The organism is Cytobacillus horneckiae, assembly GCF_002835735.1.
GTDB classification, from domain to species: Bacteria; Bacillota; Bacilli; order Bacillales; family Cytobacillaceae; genus Cytobacillus; species Cytobacillus horneckiae.
Genome location: NZ_PISD01000030.1, coordinates 1 through 18,115 on the forward strand (window position 1 = coordinate 1; position 18,115 = coordinate 18,115).

11 protein-coding genes are annotated in these 18,115 nt (G+C 34.0%); 3 read left to right on the top strand and 8 right to left on the bottom strand.

The features are described 5' to 3' along the window. Positions 1-381: 381 nt before the first annotated feature. The 6 genes from galE to CWS20_RS13470 form a co-directional block, all read right to left on the bottom strand. Complete coding sequence (galE, locus tag CWS20_RS13450; protein WP_066189718.1) at positions 382-1,356, bottom strand: UDP-glucose 4-epimerase GalE; 975 nt, start codon at positions 1,354-1,356, stop codon at positions 382-384. Between the two features lie 58 nt (positions 1,357-1,414). After that, complete coding sequence (locus tag CWS20_RS27745; RefSeq protein WP_142385385.1) at positions 1,415-1,567, bottom strand: glycosyltransferase; 153 nt, start codon at positions 1,565-1,567, stop codon at positions 1,415-1,417. After that, positions 1,539-2,984, bottom strand: a complete 1,446-nt coding sequence (locus CWS20_RS13455) for a glycosyltransferase (protein ID WP_101226324.1) — start codon at positions 2,982-2,984, stop codon at positions 1,539-1,541. Before CWS20_RS13455 ends, CWS20_RS27745 begins: the two co-directional genes overlap by 29 nt. 258 nt (positions 2,985-3,242) lie before the next feature. After that, entirely contained in the window at positions 3,243-6,731 is a 3,489-nt protein-coding gene (locus CWS20_RS13460; RefSeq protein ID WP_066189713.1) for a bifunctional glycosyltransferase/CDP-glycerol:glycerophosphate glycerophosphotransferase, read from the bottom strand. Between the two features lie 2 nt (positions 6,732-6,733). Further along, positions 6,734-7,621, bottom strand: a complete 888-nt coding sequence (gene galU / locus CWS20_RS13465) for a UTP--glucose-1-phosphate uridylyltransferase GalU (protein ID WP_066189710.1) — start codon at positions 7,619-7,621, stop codon at positions 6,734-6,736. Between the two features lie 326 nt (positions 7,622-7,947). Further along, a complete protein-coding gene (locus CWS20_RS13470; RefSeq protein WP_066189708.1) occupies positions 7,948-12,084 on the bottom strand; it encodes a GW dipeptide domain-containing protein in 4,137 nt (1,378 codons plus the stop codon). Positions 12,085-12,609: 525 nt separating this feature from the next. Between CWS20_RS13470 and CWS20_RS13475 the strand changes: the two genes are divergently transcribed. From CWS20_RS13475 to CWS20_RS13485, 3 genes are all read left to right on the top strand, one after another. Next, positions 12,610-12,870, top strand: coding sequence for a hypothetical protein (locus tag CWS20_RS13475; protein ID WP_066189703.1), 261 nt, complete (start codon positions 12,610-12,612; stop codon positions 12,868-12,870). 148 nt (positions 12,871-13,018) lie between these two features. Continuing rightward, a complete protein-coding gene (gene tagU / locus CWS20_RS13480) occupies positions 13,019-13,948 on the top strand; it encodes a polyisoprenyl-teichoic acid--peptidoglycan teichoic acid transferase TagU (protein WP_066189700.1) in 930 nt (309 codons plus the stop codon). A 267-nt stretch (positions 13,949-14,215) separates the two neighbouring features. Then, positions 14,216-14,710, top strand: coding sequence for a sigma-70 family RNA polymerase sigma factor (locus CWS20_RS13485; RefSeq protein ID WP_066189696.1), 495 nt, complete (start codon positions 14,216-14,218; stop codon positions 14,708-14,710). Between the two features lie 39 nt (positions 14,711-14,749). On the opposite strand, the gene CWS20_RS13490 is transcribed toward CWS20_RS13485, so the two are convergent. Together CWS20_RS13490 and CWS20_RS13495 are read right to left on the bottom strand one after the other, a co-directional pair. Next, positions 14,750-15,838: a capsular polysaccharide export protein, LipB/KpsS family gene (locus CWS20_RS13490; RefSeq protein ID WP_206391579.1), complete on the bottom strand. Its 1,089-nt coding sequence runs from the start codon at positions 15,836-15,838 to the stop codon at positions 14,750-14,752. A gap of 17 nt (positions 15,839-15,855) precedes the next feature. Continuing rightward, positions 15,856-18,090 carry a capsular polysaccharide export protein, LipB/KpsS family gene (locus tag CWS20_RS13495; RefSeq protein ID WP_066189694.1) on the bottom strand — a complete coding sequence of 745 codons (2,235 nt, stop codon included), beginning with the start codon at positions 18,088-18,090 and terminating at the stop codon, positions 15,856-15,858. Positions 18,091-18,115 lie beyond the last annotated feature (25 nt).

The window sequence follows — 18,115 nt, forward strand, 5'->3', positions numbered from 1 at the left end:
ATTCTTTTCAATATAACAATTATTAGATAATAAAATATTACTATCAATCAACAATAATGATTATACTATTGTTTCTATTGGATTTCCATTACTTTAATAGCCCAAGTAATGGAAATCCAATAGAAACAATGGTTAAGAAGATGTTTATCAAAATTTTATTTTTATGTAAATTTCTAAAAAAATTACTACGGTAGCAAAAGAATTAACACGATTTTAGACTCCTCATGACTTTCCCTTATCTTGTTTAATTTAAACATAATACAGTAAAATATAAAAACCCCAACTTAACGATTATTATGACTATTCTTTGACATTTAAATAGCCAAGGGCGAAATATGCCCTTAGCCATTGCCTTGCAAAAACAATCTGGTCAAATCCTCTTTATTTTTTTAATTGTTTTTTATGCCATTCCCAGGCACTCGCAATAATACTTTGTAAATCCAGTTCTGCCTTCCAGCCCAATTCTTGATAGATTTTATTAGAAGATGCAACGAGACGTGCTGGATCGCCAGCTCTTCGATCAGTATGAATAATATTGGCATTTACTCCAGTAATTTCTTCACATGTTTCAATTACTTCTTTTACAGAATAGCCTGTACCATTGCCAAGATTAAATACAGAAGTATTTATTTTTCCTGTTAAGAGAGCTTGTAGCGCCAAAATATGTGCTGAAGCTAAGTCTGTAACATGTATATAATCTCTAATGCACGTTCCATCAGGTGTATTATAATCAGTTCCGAATACAGAAATTGCATCCCTTTCCCCCAATAAATGTTGAAGAATGATTGGAATTAAATGAGTTTCAGGGTTGTGACTTTCTCCTATTTGGGCAGAGCTATGAGCACCTGCAGCATTAAAATACCTTAATACAATATAATTTAATGAATAAGCATTTGAAAAATCCTCTAATATATGTTCAATCATTAACTTTGAACGTCCATAAGGATTAATTGGATGAGTATTTGTCTCTTCAGTAATAATATCTACGTCAGGAATGCCATACGTTGCTGCTGTTGAAGAGAAAATAAAGTTCTGAACATCATGTTTTAACATCGTATTTAAAAGAGTCAAAGTAGCTGATACATTATTTTGATAATATTTATATGGATCTTGTACTGATTCACCTACTAGGCTATTCGCAGCAAAGTGCATAACAGCATCAATCTTATACTGTGAGAAAATTTTATTAAGAATATTTGGATCGCCTAAATCTCCACGAATAAAAATGGCTTTTTTATCTATTAAGGTTTCAAACCCTGTAGAAAGGTTGTCAAGCACCACTACTTCCTTTGTCTTTACTAGTTCTTTTACTAAGTGGCTTCCTATATACCCTGCACCACCAACAACCAATATCATGTAATCCATCCTTTTCTTCATTTATGTTTTATTTTCTAATAGTTGTCTTGTTTATATACTATTGCCTGTTACTTTCATTCATTTCCAATTCGTCAAATAGCTCAACCCATTTTGACTGTGTTCTTTCTTTGGTGTATTTTTCCATGACTTTCTCATGAGCGTTTATTCCCATTTTTACTGCTTTATCTGGATTTGCTAACAACTGCTCCATTTTTTTCTGCTAGCTCTTTTTCAGAATTAGAATGTACCAGCAGACCATTTTCTCCATCATCGATTATATCCTTTGGTCCAAATGGTGCATCATAACTTATAACTGGCGTAGACTGAAACATTGATTCAAGTATGACCAAACCAAATCCCTCATACTTTGACGTTAATACAGTAAATAAAGACTCTCCATATACCTTTGCCAGGTCAGTTGTATATGAGTTTATAATAACTTTATTATCTAGATTAAGTTTTTTAACTAGATTAATTAGATTCTCTTCCTCAGGGCCAGTTCCATATAACTGAAATTTCACATTAGGGTATTTCAAATGTATGCGATTGAATGCCTGAATTGCTTCATGCATTAATTTATCCTTATGATACCTGCCAACCATTGAGACGGTGTTAAAATCCTTATTACCTTTAAATTTCTTTACATCATCTGTTTCAGTTGAATTCGAAATTACATACGTATTATTTGCATCACCAAATTGCTTCACTACCATACTTCTCTGATTTTCTGTTAACAAAACAAGAGCGTCTAGTTGGTGAAAATTTTCCAAAAGATGGATATGGCTCTTTCTTAACGGAGAACCGTATTTGAAAGGTGTATCAAAATGATTTGTATGAATAGTACATATTCTAAATGCCTTTTCTTTATCTACCTTCATAACCGTATGTGTTAAGAAAATCCCATCATTCACAAGAAAAGGTTTTTGCTCATGTTTTCCACATAATTCATTTAGCCAATGTGCATGGAAAAGCAAATTTGGATTTGAAGTACCAAAAGAAATAACATTTTGTTTTTCTCGGTCAAATAAGAAAATTAAGTAAGGTTTGTTTGTTTCTACATTAATTTGAATGTTAATATAACAGAAACCATCTTCTGTATAATAGAGTTCTTGTTTAGGCACGCCTTTTGCTCTATCAAAATAAGTCACTTTTTGTACATAGCCTTTTTGATGATAAATCTCTCTTTTCACTTTAGCTCTTGTTTCATCAAAAAAGTCAATAAAACTTAAGGTTCCTTCTTTTGTCCATTTCTTATATTTTACATACATGCCTTTTTCATTAAAATATCTTGCTTCTCTGCTGATATAAAACCTATCTTCAATTAAATATGCTGCTTCATGTAATTTATTAGATATTGTATATTGATTTATTTGATCTAAAGTAATATTGCCTGCTGTATTCTTTTGTTTATAATAGTCGAATATGTTTATAATATTTACTTTTTTTGATAATCTACCAGTATCATGCAGTTCTTTCTCTATTTCTTGATACCTTGTAGAATAATCAATCGTTAATAATTTTGAATCAAAACCTTTTTCAGCTAAGAACGAAGACCTTTCAAACATTACTCTTGTCAATCCGCCACGTTTTACATCAATGCTATTTAGGAGATTGTAAATTGTTCTCATTTTGTTAACTCCTTAATTTTTCATTAAAATTATTATCATTCAATACGAAGCCAACTTAAATTTACAGGACCATGCTACTAGTTTGATTTAGCAAGATGATTATTTCATAAAAAGTGTAATTAAGTCAAAAAAAAACACCTGATCAATTGTAAAATTTACCCTCATTCAAAGCATTTATTGCTGTATGGAAAATACTAAAGAAAAACAGCAGGAAAAATCAGATTTTCCTGCTATCTACTATACTCACCTTATCCAACTTTATTTGTTATTTATACCCAAAAAATCTCTCGCAGTTTTTTCTGATGCATGACCATCATCATATTCACAAAATTTATTTCTGAATAGCTGAATTTGCGCATCATAGTCTTTATGATAGTTATGAACTTTTTTGATCGCGTCCAAAAGCTCATCTGTATTTCTAGTCAAAGGTCCCGGTGCATATTCTGTTATATCCAAATACATTCCTCTTAGCTTATCTCTGTAATTTTCCAGGTCATAGGTGAATAGTATTTGAGGTTTATTCAAAATTGCATAGTCAAACATTACGGAAGAGTAATCCGTAATTAAGATATCAGAAATTAAATACAGGTCACGAATATCATCATATCTTGATACATTATGAACAAAATCATTATTTGGTAAATTAATTGAGTTTGAAACAAAATGATGGAATTTGAATAAAATAATGTATTCATCACTCAATTCCCTTTGTAGTTTATCAATATCCATTTCAATATTAAATTTATTTTTTATCCTCCAAGTTGGCGCATACAATATAATCTTTTTGCCCAATGGAATATTTAATTCTCTTTTTATTTTTTCTTTATAAACGTCATTATTATTATGGAAGAGTTTATCATTTCTTGGATATCCAACTCTTAAGATATCTCTATCAAATTCAAAGGCACTTTTTGCAACATCCGCAACATAATTGCTAGGTACTGTTAAGTAATCCCATCTTGAACAACGATTTAAAAACTTTGATTTTTTTGGTTCAGTATCAACATCTCCAGGTACATCTAGCCCTAATGTTTTTAAAGGAGTACCATGCATAGTTTGAAGTTCTTTTGAATTGTTTCTTTTTTTGTAAAAATCAGGGAAGTTTACGTTGTTAACAAAATATTTAGCAGTAGCTAGATAATAATAATACTTAAAAGAATTAATCCTAACCTTTTTACCTGAACCATTTATTTTCGTTCCAGTATTTTTCAAGAACCATACCGTTTCGAAATCTTTATGATTTTCATCAATATATTCATATAATGCTCTTGGATTACAATCAAATGATTTTCCCCAATAGCTTTCAAAAACAACCGTCTTCTTTTTTTGAGGAAGTAATCTCATTAAAGGATATAATAATTTTTTTATTACCTCTTGTCTTCTTGGTCCTCTTTCAATCCAATCCCACTCTTTTTTAACTTTAAGAAATGCCTTATTATTATGTTTCCCTCTATATGAAGTAAATTTGTTTTTACCGTAAGTTTTGGACTGTTTATCGATATTTTCTAGATCATAATAGACCCTATCTTTTCTATCCGCATGATTATTTAATAGATAGACTTCCCACGTACCTTCTTCAATACCGACTTCTTTATCATCTAACGGGTCAATGACACATTCCAAAATTACCTTTTCGTTTTCTTTTTCAATTATCTTAGTATCGTATGAAATCACTTTATTTAACTTGTTATTCTCTAATAATAACTTACATACAGAATCACCGTTCAAATAACCTTTAGCAACCAATAATTCAATTTTTATTTTCTTTTCTTCATAGCTAACTTTGTTAACATTGACAGAAAAATCTCCTACTTTAAGTAACAAATTTCCTGCAGGACTATGTGATACCTTTAACTCATTTTGGCCAAAAGTCCATCTTTCGCCAAATAATTCAATATCTGTTGTCAAAGGAGTATATTCACTGTTGTAGAGTACATGTCCAAACCAATCACCCCTAAGATCGATTTCATTTAAACTTTCCATAGGGATTTTGGCAATGAAGTTCGAGTCATCTTTATTTTCAGGCTCAATAGGGTCCATTTCAACCATTACTTCTTCAGATGCCTTATAGTTTATTAGGCAAAGTTTACCCTCTCTAATTGGTAGCTTTGTCTTGCCTAAAACATGCAATCCTTCTGATATTAACTTTACGTGGTTCACTTTCGTTAATAACTCATCTTTTTGAACAATTAAATCCCAAGAAGCATTATATTTTAAGAAGATAATATTATCCTCTAGGATTCTGTATTTTGGCTTTGACACCCGCCCTTTTACTGGTGCTCCTATAGGAAACTCTCTTTTAATTCCATTAGCATCTATAGATAAAAGAATTTTCATTTTCCCATTGGTCATCTTTAATATTTTTGGATCGGTAAAATCAATATCGATCTCCCAACCAGACCAATCATAATTGTATAACCTCTTTAATGGTAATTTATCAGAAATATCAATACCAAATCTATAGGTTATATCCTTCCTCTTACACTGCTTCAACCCGGATAGAATGTATTTCTCTCCTGAATCCTCATTAACTAATACAGCATTAACTTTCATATTCTTTTGATTTTTAATATCGATATCTTTAACATAGGCATACCCTTTTACATTCAGTGTGCTACCTGTCCATTTCATTGATTCGATTTTTTTCTTAACTACTAATTCATTATTCAATTTTAATAAATCACTAGGGACCTCATTGCTGTATGGATAATTACCAAAATAATCATTACCTTTTCTTTCTATTTTGGAATATCTCAACTCTTGTTTCTGAAATTTAATAATATCCAATACTTTTTCTTTATCTTTTTGTTCTACAAAATGATATTTTAACCTATCAATCGCTTTCAATTTATTAAAGGCTTCTGTTTCAACTGTACTTAAATACAAAGAAACCTCATCTAAATAGGTTTTAATATAAGTTTCGTCCGCATTATCCAATTGGTTTAAATATACTAATAAATCAGTATCTAACGCTTTATAATCCTTCGCTATTTTTAACTGAGAATCATGGACATTATTTTGAAAGTATTGATCGACCATTTTAACTGCTTTTAAACGATCTACTAAATTCCTTAAATCAGTCCTTTGTTGAGTTATTGACTGATCCCCCTCATCTCTAGCCCTCCAGTAATAAATAACGTCAGTAATTACATCAACCGACTTCGCTAGGAAATGAGCAGGGATAGTTACAGGCAAATCTTCATAAAGCATTCCCTCTGGGAAATTCAAATTATGGTTTTCCCAGAACTTCCGTTTAAAAATCTTGTTCCATGCAGTCGTGTCATACATCAACTCAGGGTTTTTACTAATATGTGCATTGAGCTTATCTTCACTAAAAACCTTCTGATGCAATACTGAAGGATATATTTTTGTGGAATTGAAACGCACAACATTCCCTATAGCAATGTCAGAATCCGATTCAACAATCGTATTGTACAGCTTGGAATATGCATCATGGGTTAAGTAGTCATCAGAATCAACAAAGGCAATATAATCACCTGATGCATATTTTGTTCCATAGTTACGGGCTTGTCCTAATCCGCCATTAACTTTATGATAAACTGAGACGTTCTCATAATTATTAGCATATCGATCAGCTATTACACCGCTTGAATCAGTAGAACCATCATTTACTAGTATAATTTCTACGTTATTTAAAGTTTGATTTACTAAAGAATCAATACATTCTTCTAAATATTTCTCAACATTATATATTGGAACTATTATACTTAGAACTGGATTATTCAAAATTACTTCACCTCTGTACTGGCATTAGAAAGTAAATCTTCCATTATTTTCATTACATCTTTTCTTAACTCCTCATGTTGAAGAGCAAATTCTAATGTAGTTTTAACAAATCCCAGTTTTTCACCTACATCATATCTTCTACCTTCAAAATCATAAGCAAACACGCTTTGATTTTCATTTAACTTCTGTATTGCATCAGTTAATTGAATTTCACCGCCAGCTCCTGTTTCAGTTTTCTCTAAAAGGTCAAAAATATCTGCAGTTAATACATACCTACCCATAATCGCTAGGTTTGATGGTGCAGTGCCTTGAACTGGTTTTTCTACAAAATTATTCACTTTATATAAGCGCCCATCTTTTTCAAGAGGATCAATAATACCATATCTATGCGTTTCATTTTCTGGTACTTGCTGAACACCAATAATCGCTGACTTTGTTTCTTCATATTGATTAATCAACTGTTGCACACAAGGCATATCGCTTTGAACTATGTCATCTCCAAGCAAAACTGCAAATGGCTCATTACCAATAAAATTCCTTGCACACCAAACTGCATGTCCTAAACCTTTTGGCTCCTTTTGACGAATATAGTGTATATTGGCAAGGTTAGATGAGTGGCGAACTTTATCTAGGATGTCAAATTTCTCTTTCTCTTCCAACGATCTTTCTAATTCTGGTGCATTATCGAAGTGATCTTCAATCGCCCTTTTACCTTTTCCAGTAACAATAATGATATCTTCTATACCAGAAGCAACTGCTTCTTCAATTATATATTGAATCGTAGGCTTATCTACGATAGGTAGCATCTCCTTAGGCATAGCTTTTGTAGCAGGTAAAAATCTAGTTCCCAATCCAGCTGCGGGAATTATTGCTTTTCTAACTTTATTCATTGTAAATCCTCCTCAAGTACATCAATTAAAACCAACGACCATATAATATTTTTATAATTTGTGTAATTAGCTATTTTAATCCTGTTATTTTTTTGTTTGAATTTTCAGCGCTTAAATAATGACTACTTCTTTTATCCATCAACGAATAATATATTATCACAGATTACATCTTTTTTATATGTTAATATCTTGTACTATTTTTGGGTAAACTTTACTATCAGCTTCTTTTATGAAAGTTTATTTGACGTTTATTTTGGGCTCAAAAATAAGCTGGCTTAACAAGTTCTAAGAAGAAAGAACTGGTAAGACAGCTTATAATTGTATGTTTATTTGTATCTCGGTATATCAAGAATAATCGTATAAGTTTCTAGCATCTCGTATATTTCATACATTTTTGAAGTTTGTTTAAATGCCCAGCCGATATCTGTAGCATATTGATGAGACGCATAATTATATTTTGCTGCAAAATCTGGGTTCCATCTCATTTTGTACAGCGTATCTTGCCCATTATTTACATATCCATTTCCAATAAATGCAGCACCACCTATAATAGCCGACTCAGGGGTAAACCAACCCGAATCATATGCATATGCAGCACCACATTCTAAAGGACATGCATCTCTGGCTCCAATTCCATACATATTATACGTCATTTTTATATTTTTCAAGCTACTTCTATTAGATGCTGTGACCAAGGTAGTTTTTCCATTATTATCAACACCAACCTCGACTCCAGTAGCCAATACAGATTTGCCGTTTCCAGTTTCAAGCAACGCATGTGAAATTAAATAGATCTCATTTACTCCATACTGCTTTCCTGCATCAACAAAAGATTTAGCTTTACCTGATAGAACGCCTTTATCTTTTAATACTTTTGTATTTACTTCAGCTATATCTACATTAGCACTGCTTGAAAGTTTTAAAAATTGAAGGGAGTTCTTAAGGTTTCCAGTAAAATTAGATGCATTGAGGTAATAATTCAAGTCCGCTACATCTGGTGTCACCCATCCCGTCGTATTTCTAACATGATACCATGTAAAACCATCATTTGCCTTGAAGCTTGAGTATAGTGTCAATACGACTCCATTATTTACTGTTCCACCTGAAAGATAAGAAGTACCAGGTCCTCTTCGTAAGTTCCAACCATTCCCTTCTATGGTACCTTTACCATTAGAGATGCTTCCTTTTTTAAATGCATCCTCTCTAATCCATAATTTATAGCTTTTGTCAGTCATTGGCGACACTGCCATTTGAATTTCTGACATTCTGTTTAAACTTAAATCATAATTTGAATAAGTAGAAATTACTTCCTTTAAGGGACGTTCATTGAGATAAGCTTCATGAATCCAAACCGTTTTCCCTGCTAGCACACCTCTATACCAAAGGTTGGTTCCAACTTTTTCAGTCTTGTTTACATTAAACTCATTTCCTTTATACGCAGCCAAGCTTGAATAAACAAGATCCTTAGATCCACCCCATGTTTTGCTGTAGGCACTTCCTGTTCCTTTTACATAAAACTTTTTAGATAGGCTGTCCAATCCTACATGTGGATGACTAACTAAGTCTGCAGATCTTACCCAGCCTATCACTCCGGTCTCACTACTTGGCTGTGTGCTTATTAAATAATACGTTTGCCCATTATATTCTGCCTGTTTCTTCATATAATACACAGCATTTATATATTTATCTCCTGCAGTGAAATACTTGTTATTGACAATGTCAGTGAAGATTCTTACATTTTTATTCGAAATCTGCCCAAGTCTGCTTATTACACTCTCTTTTGTATCGCTGACATAGCTTGAATGAACCCAAACTGTTTTTCCTTCCAGCACCCCTTGATACCATAAATTGCTTCCTACCTTCTCTGTCTTCCTTACAGTAAATTCTTTCCCAATATGTGAGGATAAACTTGTGAAGGTGATATCTTTAGTACCGCCCCATACTTTGCTATACGCACTTCCTGTTCCTTTAATAAAGACAGTTTTTGTTTGAGTGTTGACTTCCTCGTGCGGATGACTCACCATATCTGTCGATTTTACCCAGCCTATTGCACCTGTTGTACTACTCGGAGACGTGCTTATCATATAATAGAGCGAACCGTTAAAATTTGCCTGTTTTTTAATATAGTAGACTGTTTTCGAATAGGTTTCCCCAGCCGTTATATATTCACTTTCGACTAGGTTAGTATAGATTCTAGTATTATTGTTTGTAATTTGTGCCAGTCTACTAACTTCCGTTTCATATTTATCTGTTACATAGCTTGAATGAACCCAAACCGTTTTCCCAGCTAAAACTCCTCTATACCAAAGGTTATTTCCTACTTTTTCAGTCTTGTTTACATTAAACTCGTTTCCTTTATACGTAGCCAAGCTTGAATAAACAAGATCCTTAGATCCACCCCATGTTTTACTGTAGGCACTTCCTGTTCCTTTTATATAAAACTTTTTAGACAGGCTGTCCAATCCTACATGTGGATGACTAACTAAGTCTGCAGATCTTACCCAGCCTATTACTCCGTTCTCACTACTTGGCTGTGTGCTTATCAAATAATACGTTTGCCCATTATATTCTGCCTGTTTCTTCATATAATATACTGCATTTATATATTTATCTCCTGCAGTGAAATACTTGTTATTGACAATGTCAGTGAAGATTCTCACATCTTTATTCGATATCTGCCCAAGCCTGCTTATTACACTTTCATTTGTATCACTAACATAGCTTGAATGCACCCAAACTGTTTTTCCTTCTAGCACTCCTTGATACCATAAATTGCTTCCTACCTTCTCTGTCTTCCTTACAGTAAATTCCTTCCCTTTATGAGAGGATAAACTTGTAAAGACGGCATCTTTGGAGCCCCCCCAAGGTTTGCTATAAGCACTCCCCGTTCCTTTAATAAAGGAAGTCTTCGTTTGATTACTGACTTCTTCATGCGGATGGCTTACCATTTCGGTTGATTTTACCCAGCCTATGACACCTGTCGTGTTACTAGGCGATGTGCTAACCAAATAATAGAGTGAACCATTGTAATTTGCTTGTTTTTTAATATAGTAGACTGTATTTATATAAGTCTCTCCAGCAGTTTTGTAAGTATTTCCAACTAAATTAGTATATATTTTCGTGTTTTTATTTGTAATTTGCCCCAGTCGGCTAGTATTACTTTCTTGTAGCGATTCCAAGAAGTTTGAGTGAATCCAAACTGTTTTTCCAGACAATACCCCTTGATACCAAATGTTATTTCCAATTTTATCCGTTTTAGTTACAGTGATTTTCTCACCCGAAAAGGAGGACAAATTTGAATAAACCAATTCTCTTGATCCACCCCAAGGTTTGCTATAAGCACTTCCCGTTCCTTTAATAACAAAGGTTTTACTTTGAGTGTCGACCTGTTCATGCGGATGGCTCACCAAATCCGTCGATTTAACCCATCCTATTACCCCTTCTGTACTGCTAGGTGATGTACTTATCAAATAATAGATTGAATTATTGTAACTTACCTGTTTTTTAATATAGTAAACAGAGTTTGTATATTTATCACCAGAAAATGTATATACATTTTCTGCTAAATTTGTATATATTTTCGTGTTATTATTTATAATTTGACCAAGCCGACTTGCGTCACTTTCTTGAAGTGGTACTACAAAATTGGAATGAATCCAAATTGTTTTTCCAGACAATTCACCTTGATACCAAGTGTTATTCCCGACCTTATCAGTTTTATTTACAGTAATTTTTTCCCCAGTGTATGAAGCTAAATTAGGATAAATCAATTCCTTAGCTCCACCCCATGCTTTACTATAAGCACTTCCTGTTCCTTTAATAAAGAAAGTCTTCGTTTGATTATCAATTTCCTCATGTGGATGGCTTATCATATCTGTTGACTTGACCCATCCTATTGTACCCTCAGTACCACTTGGTAAAGTGCTTATTAAATAGTAGATTGCCCCATCATAATTTGCCTGTTTTTTAATATAAAAGACTGTATTTGTATAGTCTTTTCCTGATGTGATATGTATGTTGTCTGCTAGATTAGTATAGATTTTTACATTTACATCAGTAATTTGACCTAATCTATTTATTGATTTTTCTTGAATAACTTCTTTAGAGTTAGTTAATATTCTTTCAGTTTTATTTTGTATAGTAGGTTCTGATGAAGTTGTTTTAGAAGTAGATCTCATAGGTTCCTCATTAGGAACAACCTCATCATCTATCGTGTTAATATTTCCATCAGTTCCCGAACTATCCTTATCTTCGGGATTATTTTCTCCCGTTTCTTTTATATCAGTTTGTGAACTTGAGTTTTCTTCATGTAATTCTTTTGAGTTTACGGGATTGATAGATTCCTCATCAGTATTAAGTGATTCCTCTACTATTTCACCGTCCATACTTTCCGCAAAAGAAAAAATGGGTGTTATTGTACTGAACAATAATGTTAAACATAATAATAATGAAACTTTTTTCATTTTTCGACCTCCAAATGAACATCTTAAGTAAGTATTTTGTGCTTTAATTTTAAATTAATAATCCTGCTAATAACAATCACTTGATAAATATTTAGTAGTAGGTCAAAATACACATTTTATATCCAGAGGTTCAAACAGGGTACTAATTAAAATTCAAATATCTCTAAATATCAATTTTACAAATTTTTCAAAAATAAAAATAGCATAAACGCCCCCCTACTTTTTATCGTCATTATTATAAGAATTTATAATAAAAAACTAAATAAAAATGCATCTTCCTCAAATATCAAAAACGATTATTAAAATAAATTACCTCCAAAACTTTCTTTTTTCTTCACCTTGTCTTTCAAAAATCTATTATACTACAAGAAAGTTTATTTGATTTTTATTCTTAAAAACTTCTTTTAATTGAAATGATAGAATTTAGATTATATATATAATTAATATTTTAAAATATTTTTTGTTTAAATATTCTTTATTTTCGGTTAAATACTACTCTTCCTACCTCCTAAATCTGTTGGAGATATGAAGATAACAGCTGTTGAGGATTACTTAACAAGCATAAGAGCAGAAAATGGCGGACAGGAAATACCTATCAATCTCCCTAAGTCGAATGTACTTAAATATTTCTTCGAAGATGGGTCATGGATTTGCTTACGTCCTTCAGGTACTGAACCGAAAATTAAATTTTACTTTGGAGTCAATGGAACATCATTAAATGAAAGTAAAGAAAAGCTTAACAATATAGCTGAAAGCTTTATGCAGCTAGTTGAACAAATACTCTAGCATCTTTAATATAGGAAAAAGAATTAATTTACAAATAATTAATGTTTTATAGGTAACTTTTCCTAAAAAACTTATATTCTTTTTCCTAAATCTTTGGTATTCTAATTTCAGATAGGATTATTTTGTAAACACTTGGAGGATACCATTGATGAGTCGTCATAATAGAAAGAAAAAGGGGAAATGGTTGAAAATAACCGGTATAGTTGTACTTCTATTATTTTTAGGTGCAGGTATATACGCATTTACTGTTTACAAATCTTTAACAAATGCCGTTGAAACAATGCATCAGCCTATTAATAGAGAAAAGTCAGAAAAGCGTCAGGAACAAATAGCCTTGAAAAACAAAGAGCCTTTCTCTGTTCTTATGTTGGGCGTGGATGAACGAGAAGGGGATAAAGGCCGTTCGGATACGATGATTGTCCTTACAGTAAATCCGAATGAGAAATCTATTAAAATGGTAAGTATTCCAAGGGATACTAGAACCGAAATTATAGGCCGCGGTGTTCAAGATAAAATAAATCATGCTTATGCCTTCGGCAATGAAGAGATGTCTATGGCAACGGTAGAAAACTTTTTAGATATTCCCCTTGATTATTATATAAAAGTGAATATGGAAGGTTTTAAAGATATTGTAGATGCCGTTGGCGGCATTACTGTCAATAGCTCGTTGGAATTTTCACAAAACAAGCATCAGTTCGTAAAAGGGCAAAACTCACTTGACGGTGATGCAGCACTTGCATATATAAGAATGAGAAAAGAAGATCCTAATGGGGATTTTGGACGCCAAGATAGACAGAGACAAGTGATACAAGGAATTATTAAAAAAGGCGTGAGCTTTAATTCATTAACCAACTTCGATGATATTTTTGTAGCGCTTGGACAAAACGTCCGTACAAATTTAAGTTATAAAGAGATGGTAGACATCCAAAAGAACTATCGAGATGCAGCAGGAAATATTGAACAAATGACTATTTCCGGAAGCGGTCAAACGATTAATAATGTTTGGTATTTAGTAGTAGATGAAGCAGAACAAGTACGGATTCAAAATCTATTAAAATCTCATTTAGAACTTAAGTAGCTGATGCTATTCTTTATATAACCGACTATAACGTCACAAAAAAGATGATTTCTGGTCCTTAAACAGAAATCATCTTTTTTATTTTATTTGTATTATTAATCATTTTTATGTGCTTTCCATACTTATATCGACAATATACAACCGAAACACGGACCCATCTATTAATCCCCTTCAACTTCCCCCATTTGCCCGCACCCCATCCCCCATATTAAAGTAATCTCACCCGGGAATACAATGGATGGCGCGCTTTCCGAAAGGGAGCAAAGGATGGAAGGTTTTGAGCAGTTGGCAAAACAGTATGAACGAATGATTTATAAGATTATGCGCACGCTTCACATTTATCAACAGGAAGAGGAGTTTTTTCAAATTGGCTTAATTGCGCTTTGGGAGGCTTGGTGCAAATTTGACGGGGACAGAGGCAAGCCTTTTATTAGCTATGCGTATGCATATGTTCGGGGAACGCTGTTAAATGAGCTTACGAGAATGAGTAAGTATGAACAAAGGAATGTTTGTCTGAAGGAGGAATTCTGGAAACAGATTGAAGAAGTTGCTTGTATTTCTTATGATGAAGTCGGTGCTCTCGCCTACTGGCAATCATTCTTAACTGACAAACAGAAAAAGTGGATGCTGTATACTTGTTTATACGGTTTTTCTATTAGAGAAATTTCCGCCTTAGAGAATGTTTCCGTTTCTGCAGTCAAACAATGGCGGGAGGGAGCGCGAAGAAGGCTGAGGGGCAAATTGAATATAATAGACGGTTAAGCAGAAAGAGACGTTCATTCATTACGTGAGTGAACGTCTCTATTTTTTGATTAGATGGGATTCTATTCTTTCCATTGCTTCTTCAACAGTGAGTTTTTCATATGTTTCCGGGTCCATGTAGCGAGGATACAAAATGTAAGCTGCTGCAAACAGTGCTTCGATAGTCAGTTTTCTTTTTCTTCTTGTAATCTTTTGGCGATCATCTGTTAAGCCCCAGTTAGAGTAGAATGGTGCGCCTACTGTTGTGACAGGGATACTCCTGATTAGCGCTTCGAAACCTGATAGCGAAGTGATTGTATATACATGGTCAATGGTTTGTAGCGCATCGTGGAGGCTTAATGGCTGTTCAATGATTTCCGCTAAGTGCGCAACCTCTTTTGGATTGGATTGCTTTGGCCTTCTTCCTGTTAAAACATCCGGATGGGGTTTATAAATAATTTGCGCGTCCCGGTTTTCTTTCCGTGCCAACCTGACAAGATCATTATTTGTCCATTGCTGATTACTGCCGCGTTTTATTGAAGCATCATTTTCGACTTGGCCAATGACCAGTATTCTTTTCTGATTTTTCTCCCCATATATATGAGAGGCTGCTTTGTTTGGCAGGTGATTATATTTACTTAAGCCTGTGTCGATTATTTTTCTCATGATCTTACCTGCACGTATTAATAGCTCCTGATTATTTTGAAAATCATAATGATTTAATAGATTTTCCAAGTCGCTTGGGCGTGTGGAATCAAAGTATATGCCCGTTTTATCTAAGCAAAGAGAGTAAGGCGGCGTATGCATAGCACCCAAACCTACAGACCGAAGAAAGCCGTCCTCTACCCGATGCAGCGGGACTTTATATTGTGCTGCATATTCTCCAATCGCCATTTCTTCGCTGCATCCCCATACAAGGAAAATATAATTGGATTGATTGCGCAGCAATCGATTCAGCCGCTTCAATGAATATTGATTTGGAACAAAAATCATCTGATATTCATCAAAGAAATGAGCAACATAAGGCTGTTTCCATTTAGAAAATTTAAATGCGTATGCAATTGGTTTATCCGTCTTCTTATGATGAACTTTATATTGATTTCTAATAAGAAAGAGTGACGCTGTTATATGTTTATATAGTTTTTTCAAATGCTTTTTTATCATGCTTAATGAAGCACTTTCTCAAAGGTGAATGAATTGATTAAGCCATATTCTCTTTCATCCTGTATAGAATCTATTCCTATAATGTTTTCACTCTGAACAGGTCCTTGAATTTTATAAATCCAATAGATGAGCAGCATTTCATCAGAAGGCTGACGTCCTAAAATTTTTATGAGCTCATGATAATAAGGGTGCGGATAAGATTGAATGCTTGTGCCCCGTTCAATCAGTGAACGTATATAATCAACGCCTTGGCTGTAGCAATGTTCTACATTCGGTACATTCATGACTAAAAGGTCTAGGTCTCTAATATTAGTCTGCTCATGCAGCTGTGGATGCAGCGGGCCAAACAGCACATTCGTCTTCTTGTTTGTGTTTATATCAACCTGTGACCTAGTAAATCCGACAATAAGCTTTTCCTGTTCTGCCATTTCTTTGTCGAATAAGTCAGCCGCAATAACAACACTGAACTTTCCGCGAGCAGATTTGATTAATTCCTCAAACCTTTTTTCCGTTTTAATCATATGATCATAAACAAATTTCTCACTAACTGTGGAGGCGTTCATCCTGTAATAATCGTAGTTTACCGCCAATGATAAATAGGGAATTTCCCGCGGCTTTACTTTCGCCTCACGCAGCATGGCTTGCGCTTTTTTTGTATAGCCTGCCTGATTGTATATGGCCGCTAGCATTATCAAATCTTCTTTAGTCATAGTGATTGCTTCATTTGTTTGCATTTGGTCCACATACTTGAGCAGTCTGCTTGAAGGTCCTTCTATTTTCCAAAGAAGGCTGATCATTGCTGTTAAATTGCTATATCTCTTCTCTTCCTTCAAACTCATTAAGAAAACCTGAACAGCCTCTTCATATTCGCGCAACCCTGTTAATGCTCTCCCTTTTTCAATTAAATACTCAAGATTGCTTTCATTTTTAAGCGTAGCATTAGACAATTCCAGTGCCTCTTCGTAGCGGCGTGTCTCATTTAGTAATTTAATTAATTCAAGCTCACATTCTTTATAGAGCCAATCTTTGTTATCTCCCAATTGCTCCATTGCTTTATGAATCCATTCTTCAGCTTGATCATTATCATTTTCATTTCTGCTTTCAAGCGCTTGTGATAAGGTATTCTTGGCCATCATGTGAATTAATAATTCAATCGCTTCCTCAAGATTGATTCTTGTCCCGGTTTCAGGATTGATATATCTTGGATAGACGAGATATGAAATAGCAAATAATTCCTTAATCGTACGTTTTCTCGTTCTACGCGGACAAGCCTGTCTATCTTGTGTTAAGCCCCAACCAGCATAAAATGGCGCACCATAGCAGGTCACTTCAATACCCCTTATTAAAGCTTCAAATCCGACTAATGAGGTCATTGTATATACGTGATCAATTGTTTGCAATGCGTCAACTATACTTAGCGGCTCAACAACTACCTTGGATATCTGGGCAACATCCTGTGGATTTGAATAGGCTTTTCGGTATCCACCCAGTACGTCAGGGTGCGGCTTATAAATAATTTCACACTCTGGATTTTCATTATACGCCTTCCAGACAAGCTCATTATTGGTCATGCGTTGTGAGCACCCATATTGTATGGACGCATCATCCTCCACCTGGCCAATCACTAATATTCTCTTCTTCGTTTTTTGTCCATATAAATCGTTAATATTCATTCTTGTTGTATGGTTATATTTACTTACACCCATATTTACTAATAAATCGATGCAGCGATCAGCTTGAGCGAGCAATTCCTCACTGACATCGTAGGTTTCCAGCAAAACTTCTAAATCGGATGCTTCGCGGGCATTAAAGTATAGCGTTCTCGAGTCAACAGCAATCGAAATAGGCAAGGTATGTGCTGCCCCGAGTCCAACCGATCTTACAAAGCCATCTTCCACACGGTATATATTAATCTTTTTCTTCGCGGCATATTGCACCAAACCATCTGGCTCCTTAAAGCCCCAAATGATAAAGACCTTGTTTTGATACTTTTTGAAAAACGTTTGTAACCGCTGCATATCTACTTGACCAAATACATAGGCCGTTCGATACTCTTTAAAAAAATGACTCATATGCTCCCGCTTCCACGGGTTAAAACCAAACATGAAAGCAATTGGCAAGTCGTCACTTTCCCAATTTTCTCCCATTTCAATATATGGCTTTTGATGGTTCTTTTCCTTTCCCCCCACTATGCTTCTTATCACTCTTTTCGCACGTTTTTTTATTCCCATCGCCATCAAATACACCACTTTCCATTAAATC

What these genes read in the sequence shown, in the direction of transcription:
- galE (WP_066189718.1), bottom strand. Translation starts at nt 1,356, where the DNA reads ATGATATTGGTTGTTGGTGGTGCAGGGTATATAGGAAGCCACTTAGTA.
- CWS20_RS27745 (WP_142385385.1), bottom strand. Translation starts at nt 1,567, where the DNA reads ATGGAGCAGTTGTTAGCAAATCCAGATAAAGCAGTAAAAATGGGAATA.
- CWS20_RS13455 (WP_101226324.1), bottom strand. Translation starts at nt 2,984, where the DNA reads ATGAGAACAATTTACAATCTCCTAAATAGCATTGATGTAAAACGTGGC.
- galU (WP_066189710.1), bottom strand. Translation starts at nt 7,621, where the DNA reads ATGAATAAAGTTAGAAAAGCAATAATTCCCGCAGCTGGATTGGGAACT.
- CWS20_RS13470 (WP_066189708.1), bottom strand. Translation starts at nt 12,084, where the DNA reads ATGAAAAAAGTTTCATTATTATTATGTTTAACATTATTGTTCAGTACA.
- CWS20_RS13475 (WP_066189703.1), top strand. Translation starts at nt 12,610, where the DNA reads ATGAAGATAACAGCTGTTGAGGATTACTTAACAAGCATAAGAGCAGAA.
- tagU (WP_066189700.1), top strand. Translation starts at nt 13,019, where the DNA reads ATGAGTCGTCATAATAGAAAGAAAAAGGGGAAATGGTTGAAAATAACC.
- CWS20_RS13485 (WP_066189696.1), top strand. Translation starts at nt 14,216, where the DNA reads ATGGAAGGTTTTGAGCAGTTGGCAAAACAGTATGAACGAATGATTTAT.
- CWS20_RS13495 (WP_066189694.1), bottom strand. Translation starts at nt 18,090, where the DNA reads ATGGCGATGGGAATAAAAAAACGTGCGAAAAGAGTGATAAGAAGCATA.